Source organism: Methylobacterium nonmethylotrophicum, assembly GCF_004745635.1.
GTDB lineage: Bacteria > Pseudomonadota > Alphaproteobacteria > Rhizobiales > Beijerinckiaceae > Methylobacterium > Methylobacterium nonmethylotrophicum.
This window is the reverse complement of record NZ_SRLB01000021.1, coordinates 76,570-87,657: the sequence shown is the minus strand read 5'-3', so window position 1 is coordinate 87,657 and position 11,088 is coordinate 76,570. Positions and strand designations below refer to the sequence as shown.

Annotated in this window: 11 protein-coding genes; 4 read left to right on the top strand and 7 right to left on the bottom strand. The window is 71.3% G+C overall.

All coding sequences use genetic code 11. The features are described 5' to 3' along the window. Positions 1–236: 236 nt before the first annotated feature. Both EU555_RS24825 and EU555_RS24820 read left to right on the top strand, forming a co-directional pair. Positions 237–482 carry a hypothetical protein gene (locus EU555_RS24825; protein WP_135417898.1) on the top strand — a complete coding sequence of 82 codons (246 nt, stop codon included), beginning with the start codon at positions 237–239 and terminating at the stop codon, positions 480–482. Positions 483–527: 45 nt separating this feature from the next. Next, positions 528–947, top strand: a complete 420-nt coding sequence (locus EU555_RS24820) for a DUF1236 domain-containing protein (protein ID WP_135417897.1) — start codon at positions 528–530, stop codon at positions 945–947. A gap of 202 nt (positions 948–1,149) precedes the next feature. Here EU555_RS24820 and EU555_RS24815 read toward each other — a convergent pair whose 3' ends face one another. Next, positions 1,150–1,854, bottom strand: a complete 705-nt coding sequence (locus EU555_RS24815; RefSeq protein ID WP_135417896.1) for a GntR family transcriptional regulator — start codon at positions 1,852–1,854, stop codon at positions 1,150–1,152. Between the two features lie 165 nt (positions 1,855–2,019). On the opposite strand from EU555_RS24815, the gene EU555_RS24810 reads away from it, so the two are divergent. Both EU555_RS24810 and EU555_RS24805 read left to right on the top strand, forming a co-directional pair. Continuing rightward, on the top strand, positions 2,020–3,318 hold the full coding sequence (locus tag EU555_RS24810; protein WP_135417895.1) for an MFS transporter: 1,299 nt from the start codon (positions 2,020–2,022) through the stop codon (positions 3,316–3,318). A 44-nt stretch (positions 3,319–3,362) separates the two neighbouring features. Next, positions 3,363–4,442, top strand: coding sequence for a tartrate dehydrogenase (locus tag EU555_RS24805; RefSeq protein WP_135417894.1), 1,080 nt, complete (start codon positions 3,363–3,365; stop codon positions 4,440–4,442). Positions 4,443–4,505: 63 nt separating this feature from the next. On the opposite strand, the gene EU555_RS24800 is transcribed toward EU555_RS24805, so the two are convergent. From EU555_RS24800 to EU555_RS24775, 6 genes are all read right to left on the bottom strand, one after another. Beyond that, a complete protein-coding gene (locus tag EU555_RS24800) occupies positions 4,506–5,486 on the bottom strand; it encodes a PLP-dependent cysteine synthase family protein (protein WP_135417893.1) in 981 nt (326 codons plus the stop codon). 60 nt (positions 5,487–5,546) lie between these two features. Then, the gene (locus EU555_RS24795; RefSeq protein WP_135417892.1) at positions 5,547–6,563 is read right to left on the bottom strand and encodes an LLM class flavin-dependent oxidoreductase; all 1,017 of its coding nucleotides are present in this window, start codon (positions 6,561–6,563) and stop codon (positions 5,547–5,549) included. A gap of 4 nt (positions 6,564–6,567) precedes the next feature. Further along, positions 6,568–7,503: an ABC transporter substrate-binding protein gene (locus EU555_RS24790; protein WP_135417891.1), complete on the bottom strand. Its 936-nt coding sequence runs from the start codon at positions 7,501–7,503 to the stop codon at positions 6,568–6,570. Between the two features lie 273 nt (positions 7,504–7,776). Continuing rightward, entirely contained in the window at positions 7,777–8,703 is a 927-nt protein-coding gene (locus tag EU555_RS24785) for an ABC transporter substrate-binding protein (RefSeq protein WP_135417890.1), read from the bottom strand. Between the two features lie 43 nt (positions 8,704–8,746). Then, entirely contained in the window at positions 8,747–10,513 is a 1,767-nt protein-coding gene (locus EU555_RS37515; RefSeq protein WP_135417889.1) for an amino acid ABC transporter permease/ATP-binding protein, read from the bottom strand. 32 nt (positions 10,514–10,545) lie between these two features. Next, entirely contained in the window at positions 10,546–11,061 is a 516-nt protein-coding gene (locus tag EU555_RS24775; RefSeq protein ID WP_135417888.1) for a GNAT family N-acetyltransferase, read from the bottom strand. Positions 11,062–11,088 lie beyond the last annotated feature (27 nt).

Sequence of the window (11,088 nt, the reverse complement as noted above, 5' to 3'; positions counted from 1 at the left end):
CGGGGATCATCGTTCCTGCGCATCCGGCGTGCCGGACTGATGAATCCGATGGTCCGGGCGTGTCCGCGCGCCGGAGCGATCCGGGTGCGCGACCGACCACAAGATCTTACATATATATTTCCGCATTACCTCAGACATGTTCTTCGGTACTGAAAAAATTATGTGGAACCGGGCGCGATGATGTGCATTTCAATCTCCGAACTGCACATGAAACTTCCATCTGGAGGCATCACGACATGCGTACCATCCTGGCAATCGCTATCGCCGCCGCCGCCCTCTCGGGTCTCTCGGGAGGCGCGATGGCCCAGGACACGACGGTGATCCGCCGCGACAGCGGTCCTGCCGTCTCGGTCGAGCGCCGCGAAGGGGTCGTCGAGCACCGCGAGGTCACGACCGGCAGCGTCGATTGCGGCTCCAAGACCGTCCACAAGGAGGACGGCATGGGCAACTCCAAGACCGTCCACAAGGAAGGTTGCAACTGAGCGCCGGGCGATCATCGCCGGCAGCCTGACGGAAGGATGGATTCGATGACGAGCAAGCTTCTTCTCGCGAGCCTGACCGCCGCGCTGCTCGGTCTGCCGCTGGCCGCGCAGGCCCAGGGCACGATCCGCGGCGCCCAGGAGGGGGCCGAGACGGGTGCGGCCGCGGCCGGACCGGTCGGTGCGGTCGTCGGCGGCGCCGTCGGCGCCGCGACCGGCACCGTCGGCGGCATCCTGGGCGTCGACGACCGCCCGCGCTTCCGCAGCTACGTCCGCGAGCGGGGCGTCCGGTCCTACACCTATGATGGCCGCCTGGCCGTCGGCGCGACCCTGCCGGAAGACGGCGTCACCTACTACGACGTCCCGAGCGAGTACCAGGTGAGGCCGGGCTACCGGTACACCGTGGTCAACGAGCGTCCCGTCCTGGTCGAGCCCCGCACCCGGCGGATCGTCGAGGTCATCGACTGAGAAAGGGAAGGCCCGGCGAGGGAACCCGTCCGGGTGGGCTTCCTCGCCGGCGATCGGGACCGGCATGCGCCTGCGAGGGCGGATCCGCGGCCACGCGCCCGGCCCTCCGTCCCGCAGCGGCGCCTCGGCCATGCCGCGCACGCCCTCGACCGGGTCGCCGCGGCGTGCCGGCCTGGACCGACCGGCCGCGTGCGCCCCGCCCCTACAGGTGCCTGAGGCCGAAATCGTTCAGCAGCGGCAGCAGGGTGTCGCGCGCACGGATCCGGTGCTCGCGGGCGTGCCGGTGTGCGCCGGGCCCGTCCGCCTCCCGGATGGCGTCGATGATGCGGCGGTGCTCGGTCACGGAGGCGTCGAGTTCCCGGCGCAGCCTCAGCGTCAGCATCCTGGCGCGGTGCGACTGGTCGTTGATGGTCTGCATGATCCGGATCAGGCGCCCGTTGCCGGCTTCTTCCACCAGGGTCCGGTGGAAGCCCTCGTCGGCGAGCCCCCAGGCCGGGAGGTCGCCGGCGGCCTGCGCGGCGGCCATCGCTTCGGCATGCGCCGCGAGCGCGTCGGCGGCCCGCAGCCGCTCCGGCTCCGGCAGCCCGGCGACCCGCTCGGCCGCCTGCCCCTCCAGCGCGATGATCACGTCGTAGATCTCGCGCATGTCCTCCGGCGCGATCGCACAGATCAGGATGCCGCGCCGCGGCAGCACCCGCACCAGCCCATCCTCCTGCAGCCGGATCGCCGCCTCGTGCACCGGCGTGCGGCTCATGCCGAGCCGGAGCGCGATCTCCTGCTCGGAGGCCTGGTAGCCGGGCGCGAAATCCGAGTTCCGGATCGCCAGCTTCATGGCCGCGTAGGCGTCGTCGACGAGCGAGGGACGCCGCTCGCCGGCGTCTGGTCGTGCCGGTTTCGCCCGCGCCATCTCTCTCGCCCCCGCCTCCCATCCGCATCCGGATTACCAGCTTCCATGCAAGTTGCAACGGAACGGTTGACGGCCCTCCGCCGTGATGACATACCGCATGCGAGCTTGCATGGAAGTTGGCACGATAGCTGGCGCGCGGTGCAGGCGGCTCACCAGGAGGAAACGATGGACCGCTCGCTCGAGCAGGCCACCATGCGCCGCGTCGCATGGCGCCTGGTCCCCTTCATCTGCCTGCTCTACTTCATCGCCTTCATCGACCGCGTGAACATCGGCTTCGCGGCGCTGACGATGAACAAGGATCTCGGCTTCTCCTCGGCCGTCTTCGGCTTCGGCGCCGGCATCTTCTTCTTCGGCTACTTCCTGTTCGAGGTGCCGTCGAACATCATCCTCGACAAGGTCGGCGCCCGGCTGTGGATCGCCCGGGTGATGATCACCTGGGGCATCATCTCGGGCGCCTTCGCCTTCGTGAAGGGCGAGTACAGCTTCTATGCCCTGCGCTTCCTGCTCGGCGCGGCGGAGGCCGGCTTCTTCCCGGGCATCATCCTCTACCTGGGCTACTGGTTCCCGGCCCGCTACCGCGCCGGCGTCGTCTCGCTGTTCATGGCGGCGGCCCCGATCTCGGTGGTGCTCGGCTCGCCGATCTCGAGCGCGCTGCTCGGGATGGACGGCATCCTCGGCCTGCACGGCTGGCAGTGGATGTTCCTCATCGAGGCGGCCCCGGCCGTCGTGCTCGGCCTCGTCGTGCTGGTCTACATGACCGACCGGCCCGAGATGGCGCAGTGGCTCGCCGACGACCAGCGCGCCTGGCTCGTCGCCGAGATGACCCGGGAGCGCGCCGGCAGGACGGCGACCGCCCGGCACGGCATCGTGGCGGGCCTGTCGGACCTGCGCGTCCTGGCGCTGGCTCTGGTCTATTTCGGCACCTCGGCCGGCCTCTACACCCTGGGCATCTGGGCGCCCCAGATCATCAAGGGCTTCGGCCTCTCCACGATGGCGGTCGGCTTCCTCAACGGCGTGCCGCCGACGCTCGCCGTCGTCGCGATGATCCTGTGGGCGCGGCACTCGGACGGGACCGGCGAGCGCACCTGGCACGTCGCGATCGCCTGCCTCGTCGCCTCCCTGGGCCTGCTGCTCGCCGGCGGCGCGGCCTCGACCGTGGCGGTGGTCGCCGCGCTCAGCCTGGTCAATATCGGCATCAGCGCGGCGAAGCCGCCGCTCTGGGCGATGCCGACGATGTTCCTGTCCGGCTCGGCCGCGGCGGTGGGCATCGCCACCATCAACGCGATCGGCAATCTCGGCGGCTTCGTCGGGCCCTGGGCGATCGGCTGGATCAAGGACCGGACCGGCAGCTTCACCGGCGGTCTCGTCTTCGTCGCCGGGCTGCTCCTCCTCTCGGCGGTCGTCACGCTGATCGTCGCCCGCGCCGGGCGGCGCACCGGGACGGCCGGCGTCGCCGCCCACTGACCTCCCGGTCCTTTGCTCTCCCTCATCGCATCCGGAGACCCGTCATGACCAAGACCTACAGGATCGCCGCCATTCCGGCCGACGGCATCGGCATCGAGGTCATCGCCGCCGGCATCGAGGTGCTGAACGCGCTCGCCGAGAAGACGGGCACGTTCCGGTTCCGGTTCGACCACTTCGACTGGGGCTCGGACTACTACAAGACGCACGGCGTGATGATGCCGGCGGATGGCCGCGAGCAGATCCGGCACCACGACGCGATCTTCTTCGGGGCGGTCGGCGCGCCGGACGTGCCGGACCACATCAGCCTGTGGGGCCTGCGGCTCGCGATCTGCCAGCCCTTCGACCAGTACGCCAATGTCCGCCCGACCCGGATCCTGCCGGGCATCACCAGCCCGCTGCGCCACGTCTCGGGCCCCGAGCTCGACTGGGTGATCGTGCGCGAGAACTCGGAGGGCGAGTACGCGGGCGTCGGGGGCCGCGTCCACCAGGGCCACCCGGAGGAGGTCGCCACCGACGTCTCGATGATGACCCGCACCGGCGTCGCCCGCATCATCCGCTACGCGTTCCGGCTGGCGCAGGGCCGCCCGCGCAAGCTGCTCACCGTCGTGACGAAGTCGAACGCCCAGCGCCACGCCATGGTGATGTGGGACGAGATCGCCGCCGAGGTGGCTCAGGAATTCCCGGACGTGACCTGGGACAAGATGCTGGTCGACGCCATGACGATGCGCATGGTGATCAAGCCCGAGACCCTCGACACCATCGTGGCGACGAACCTCCACGCCGACATCCTGTCGGACCTGGCCGCGGCGCTCGCCGGCTCGCTCGGCATCGCGCCGACCGCGAACATCAACCCCGAGCGCAAGTTCCCGTCGATGTTCGAGCCGATCCACGGCTCGGCCTTCGACATCGCGGGCAAGGGCATCGCCAACCCGGTCGCGACGTTCTGGACCGCCTGCCAGATGCTGGAGCACCTCGGCGAGACGCCGGCGGCGGACCGGCTGATGCGCGCCGTGGAGCGGGTGACCGCGGATCCGGGCCTGCACACCCCCGACCTCGGCGGCAAGGCGACGACCCGCCAGGTCACCGACGCGGTCATCGCGGCGATCCAGGGCGACAACGAGTAAGGGGGACACGCGGTCCGAGGCCCGGGGATATCCTGCGGTGGCGGATCAGGCGGTCCGCCCCGCTCAGGCCGGGCCCGGGCCGCCCCTTGGCCGCGCGATCGCGTCGTCCTGCGAGAGATAGCGCTCGCCGCTGTCGGCGACGATCGCCACGATCGTCTGGCCGGCATGCTCCGGTCGCCCGGCGAGCACGGCGGCGGCGTGCAGGACCGCGCCGGAGGACGGCCCCGCGAACAGGCCCTCCTCGCGCGCGAGCGCCCGGGCCACCGCCCGCGCCTCGCGGGTCTCGCAGGGGATGAACGCGTCGACGACGCCGGCGTCGAAGTTCGCCGGCAGCAGGCGGGGCTCCACGCCGGTGACCCGGTGCACGCCCTCGACGGTGTCGACCTGCGGCCGCTCGGGCGTCGGGACCGAATCGGGCCCCGGCTCGACCGCCGCGACCCGCAGGCCCGGCTTGCGCGCCTTGAGGAAGCGGCCGGTGCCCGAGATCGTGCCGCCGGTGCCGACCGCCGCGACCAGGACGTCGACCGCGCCGTCGGTGTCGCGCCAGATCTCGGGGCCGGTCGTGTCGTGGTGGATGCGGGGATTGGCCGGGTCGGCGCGCTGGTCGGTGTAGAATGCGTCCGGGTTCTCCGACCGCACGCGGGCGATGATCGCGTCGACGCCGCCGGGCGCCAGGAACTCCGCATCGTCGATCGGCACGGTCTCGGCGCCGTAGCGGTGGATCAGCGCGACCTTCTCGGTGCTGGTCGAGGCGCGCAGGTAGAACTTCGCCCGGTAGCCCCGGGCGGCGGCGAGCGCCGCGAGGCCGATGCCCGTATTGCCGCTGGTGAGGTCGACGAGGAGCTGCCCCGGCACCAGACGTCCCTCGGCCTCGGCGGCGCGGACGATGCCCCAGGCGGTGCGGTCCTTGATGCTGCCGGCCGGGTTCAGGGCCTCGACCTTGGCGAAGATGCGGGCCCGCAGGTTCCGCCGCTCGCCGAAGCGCCTGAGTTCGAGGAGCGGCATGTCGCCGATCAGGGCGCCGAAACGGTCCTGTGCGTCCATGGTCGTCTTCCTGCGGTCACCCGGTCATCGTGACGGCGATGCACCCCGCCGCCGTCAGGGTCACGCCGCCCTCCAGCCGAGCGCGGGCGCGACGCGGGCCGCGACGTCCGCGAGGATCTGGCGGTACTCGGCGGCGGCGAAGTTGTAGGGCAGCTCCAGCCGCAGGGTGTCGGCGAAGGGCAGGATCGGGTCCGCCCGCAGCCGCTCGACCAGCTCGGCCGCGGTGCCGACGAGGTCGGGCGCGAACAGGGTGCGGCGCTCGCCCTGCGGGGCGAGGGTGCGGGCATGGCGGCCTGCGGCGAAGGCCCGGTAGCGCTCGCGCGTCGCGGGATCGGCCCCGTCGAGGGGCAAAATCACCCGGCCGACCGCGATCCGGGGCGTGCCTTCGCCGCGCCAATGCGCCCGGAAGGCCGCGACGTGGCGCGCCTGCACCTCCAGGAAGTCGTCCGATTCCTCGGCCGTGTTGATGTTGCCGACGAGGAGGTGGACGCCGTTCTCGGCCGCCCAGCGCACCGAGCGCAGGGATCCGGCGCCGTACCACAGCCGCCGGCGCAGGCCCGGCGCGTAAGGGCGCAGGCGGGGCCGGTGGCTGCCGGCGGCCGAGGTGATGCGGGCGTCCGGCGCGCCGATCCAGCCGCCGTCGAGGTTGGCGGCAAGCCGCCCGACCCGGTCGTGCGAGGTGTCGACCGCGTCCGGATCGCCGTCGTGGAAGCGCGCGCCGAGGAGGCGCCCGTGCGGCGGCGGTCCGGCGCTGAGGCCGACCTCGAGCCGGCCCCCGGACAGCACGTCGACGAGGGAGAGGTCCTCGGCCAGCCGGAACGGATTCTCGTAGCCCATCTGGATCACCGCGACGCCGAGCCCGATGCGCCGCGTGCGCTGCGTGGCGGCGGCCAGGAACGTCGCCGCCGAGGAGATCCCGGGCTCGAGGTGGCGCTGGCGCACCCAGGCGCCGTCGTAGCCGAGGGCCTCGCCCTCGGCGAAGAGGGCGAGGGTCTCGTCGAGCCCGGCGCGCGGGTCCGCGTCGTCGTAGTTGCCCGGGACCAGGAAGGCGAGGCGCGGGATCGCGAGGGGCGCCATCGCCTCAAAACTTCGGCAGGCCGGGCGGGTTGGTCTCGGAGCGCGGCAGCGCCTCCTCCTCCAGGCCCCAGCGCGCGAGCATCCGGCGGTACCGGCCGTCGGCGATCAGGTCGTTGGTCGCCTGCGTCAGCGCGTCGACGAGGCCGCTGCCTTTGCGCGTCGCGATCGCCACGTCGGATGTGAGCGGCCAGCCGGCGCTGAGCGTGCCGACCCGCCTGATGTCGCGGTCGCGCGCCGCCACGAAGACCAGCTGGGCGTGGGGCTGCACGACCGCGTCGGCGCGGCCGGAGCGTAAGGAGACGAGGCGCGCGGCCTCGTCGTCGAAGAGCTGCAGGTCGATGGGCTTGAGGCCCGCCGCGACGTTCTGCCGGCTCCACTCCACCAGGATGCGCTCCTGGTTGGTGCCGCCGCCGACGCTGATCGTCAGCCCCGCCGCGTCCTTGGGCTCGCGGATATGGTCGATCCTGCTGTCGGCGCGCACGAAGAAGCCGTGCAGACCCTGCCGGTAGGTCGAGAAGTCGAACTTCTCCTTGCGCTGCTCGGTCACGCCGACATTCGAGATCACCGCGTCGTAGCGGCCCGAGGCGAGGCCGAGCGGCCAGTCGGCCCAGGCGACCGGCACGAGGGCGAGCTTGAGGCCGAGGCTGTCGGCGACGAGCTGGGCGAAGTCGGGATCGGCGCCGACGACGGTTTTCGCATCTGTCGCGTAGGTGCCGAGCGGCGGCCCGCCCGGGGTGATCGCCACCGTGAGGGTTCCCGGTTCGACGAACCGGAACCCCTTCGGAATCCGGGCGATCGCCGCCGGGTCGGCCTCGGCGCGGACCCGGCCGGGCTGCTCGGGGCCGAGGTCGAAGGGGGTGCTCTGCGCCGAGGCGGGCAGGGCCTGGCCGGCGCAGAGCGCGCCAACGAGGAATGAGAGGATCAGTCGTCGATCGATCATCACAAGTCTCGCGTTGCCGCAGCCTCAAAGAGGGAAAGATTAAGGTGGGAGTCCCCCCTCTCCCGTGTGGGAGAGGGGCTGGGGGTGAGGGTGGCTCGGCTTCAGGATTGAACTGTGAACGCTGAGCTGCGCAGATCGACGGTTCAGGGTCATTGCGGCAACCGAGCCACCCTCCTCACCCCTACCCCTCTCCCACACGGGAGAGGGGATCCCGCGCCATGTCTTGTTTCCGATTATTCACGCGGCATCTTCAATTCTTGTGGCGAGCTCGTCTCACGCCCGCGGCAGGCCGGGCGGGTTGGTGCGCGACTCCTCGATCGCCTCGGCCGAGAGGTTCCAGCGCGCCAGCGCCTTGGCGTAGTTGCCGTTGCGGATCTGGGTGTTGATCGCCCGGGTGATGGCGTCGGCCAGTCCCGCGCCCTTGCGGGTCGTCACGGCGATCTCGGCCAGGACCGGCCAGCCGCCGCTGAAGTTGCCGGCGAGCCGGGTCTTGCCTTCCTGCGCCGCCTTGAAGCTCAGCAGCGCGTTCGGGCCGAGATAGGCGTCGGCGCGGCCTGACTCGAGGGCGAGGTAGAGCACCACGTCGTCGTCGTAATACTGCACCTCGATGGGTTTCAGGCCGGCCTTCACGTACTGGTCGTTCCAGCGCAGCAGGATCTGCTCCTGGTTGGTGCCGGAGGAGACGATGATCTTGAGCCCGGCCACGTCCTTCGGCTCGCGGATGACGAGCGGGTTGGTCTTCTTGACGTAGAAGCCGAGCAGGTCCTTGCGGTAGGTCGAGAAGTCGAACTTCTCCTTGCGCTGCTCGGTGACCGTGACGTTCGAGATCACCGCGTCGAACTTGCCCGAGGTGACCCCGAGGGGCCAGTCGGCCCAGGAGGTCGGGACGATCTCGAGGCGGCGGCCGAGCGCGTCGGCGACGAGCTGGGCGATGTCGGGCTCGGCCCCGATCACCGTCTTGGTGTCGCTGGCGTAGCCCCCGAAGGGAAAGCGCCCGGCATTGTTGGCCACCGTGAACACGCCCTCCCGGGCGAACCGCGCGTCCTTGGCGATCAGCCGGATCGCCTCCTCGTCGCGCGCCGCGCGGACGCGGCCGGGCTGCTCGGGGGAGAGGTCGATTCCTTGCGAGAGCGCGCGGCCGGAGAAGAGGGCGGTCGAGGCGGCGGCCAGGAGGGCGAGCGAATCGCGACGGGTCGGCACGGGACGAGGTCCTTGCAGATTGGGGGGCTTGCAGGGTGGGGGATCAGAGCACCTTGGCGAGGAATTCGCGGGTGCGGGGATGGTCGGGCGCGGCGAGCACGCGGGCGGGCGGGCCCTGCTCAAGGATCCGGCCGCCCTCCATGAACACCACTTGGTCGGCGACCTCGCGGGCAAAGCCGATCTCGTGGGTGACGATCACCAGGGTGGTGCCGGAGAGGCTAAGCTCCTTGATCACGTCGAGCACCTCGCCGACGAGCTCGGGGTCGAGGGCGGAGGTCGGCTCGTCGAACAGCAGCACCTTGGGCCGCAAGGCCAGCGCCCGGGCGATGGCGACGCGCTGCTGCTGCCCGCCGGAGAGCTGGCGCGGATAGGATTCGGCCTTGTCGGCGAGGCCGACCCGGGCGAGCAGCTCCCGCGCCTCGGCCAGGGCCTGCGCCCTGGGCAGGCCGCGCACGGTCATCGGCGCCTCGACGATGTTCTCGATGACCGTGAGGTGCGGAAACAGGTTGAAGCTCTGAAACACCATGCCGACGTCGACGCGGCGGGCGAGGATGTCGGTCTCCTTCAGCTCGTAGAGCGTGTCGCCGTCCTGGCGGTAGCCGATCAGCTCGCCGTCGATGGCGATGAAGCCGGCATCGACCCGCTCGAGATGGTTGATCGCCCGCAGGAGGGTCGACTTGCCGGAGCCGGACTGGCCGATGATCGCGGTCACGCTGCCTGCGCGTAAGGAAAGGCTGACGTCGTCGAGCACCGTGAGCGGGCCGAAGCTCTTCGAGACGTTCGCGATGCGGATCTCGCCGCCGCTGCGCACCGGCAGGACGGCGGGCGCGGAGATAGCCGGGACCGCCGACGGGGCGCGGGCGCCCGCCCCGCGCCACCGCGTGAGGGCCGTGCCGATCAGCGAGGGCGGCGGGTTCCGCAGCGCGCCGCGGGCGTAGTAGCGCTCGACGTGGCGCTGGACGAAGGACAGGACGCTCAGGATCACCAGGTACCAGACGGTCGCCACCATCAGGAGCGGGATGACCTCGAGGTTGCGCCGGTAGATGACCTGGATCGTGTAGAACAGCTCGGGCAGGGCCAGGATGTAGACCTGCGAGGTGCCCTTGGCGATGCTGATGACCTCGTTGAAGGCGGTCGGCAGGATGGTCCGCATCGCCTGCGGCAGGACGATGCGCGAGACCTGCCGGCGCCGCGGCAGCCCGAGCGCCGCGGCCGCCTCGTGCTGGCCCTGGTCGACCGCCAGGATGCCGCCGCGCACGATCTCGCAGGAGAAGGCCGAGGCGTTGAGGGTCAGCCCGAGCACGGCGGCGAGGAACGGCGTGATGAGTTGCGTCGTCTGCCAGGAGGCGAGGGTGATGCCGGTGAAGGGCACCCCGAGCCAGATCGTGTCGTAGAGGTACCCGAGGTTGTTGAGGATCAGGAGCAGCACGATCAAGGGGATCGAGCGGAAGAGCCAGACGTAGCCCCAGGCCAGGCCCGAGAGCAGCGGCGAGCCGGAGACCCGGGCGAGCGCGAGCAGCGTGCCGAACAGGAAGCCGAGGACCGTGCCCAGCGCCGTCAGCAGCAGGGTGCGCCCGAGCCCGACCAGCACCGGCTCGGCGAAGAACCACGCGGCGAACACGTCCCAGCCCCAGCGCGGGTTGGACAGGACCGAGTGGAGGACGCCCGCGATGACGAGCCCGGCGAAGACCGTGCCGGCGGTGCGGGCCGGATACCGGGCCGGGACGATCCTGAGGCGGCTGAAGTCGCGGACGGGGGAGGCGGCGCGGGCCGGCGCGGGCAGGTCCGCGACGTTGCTGGCGAGGGGCATGGCTGTCTCGGGATGAGGAGGTCGGGACCGCGTCAGGCGGCGTCGCGCTCGGAGCCCGCCCGCGCGGCCGTCGGCAGCGCCTTCTCGAAGGGCAGGATGCCGTAGGTCTCGGGGTCGACGGTGAGGTCGAACAGGGGCGTGTAGCCGAGGCTGAGATAGAGCCCCTTGGCCTCGGGCTGGCGAAAGCCCGTCGTCAGGTAGACGCGCGCGTAGCCCTGCCGCACCGCCTGCGCCTCGAGCTCGGCGACGACCCGGCGCGCCAGGCCCTGGCGACGCAACGACGGGTCGGTCCAGACCCGCTTCAGCTCGGCGGTGCGCTCGTCGAAGCGCTTGAACGCGCCGCCGGCAATCGCCACGCCGTCGCGCAGGAGGAGCAGGAAGTGGCCGTGCGGAGGTGCGAACAGGTCGGCCGGGTAGCGGGTCATCTCGGCGCCCGGCGGCCCCCCGAAATAGGTCCCGTAGCGGGTGACGTATTCCCAGGTGAGCTGGTCGAAGAGGGGCTGTGCCCGGGGATCGAGGGGCGTGGTCGAGACGAACAGGTCTGGCATGCGGCGGCTCCGATCGGCGGGGGCTGG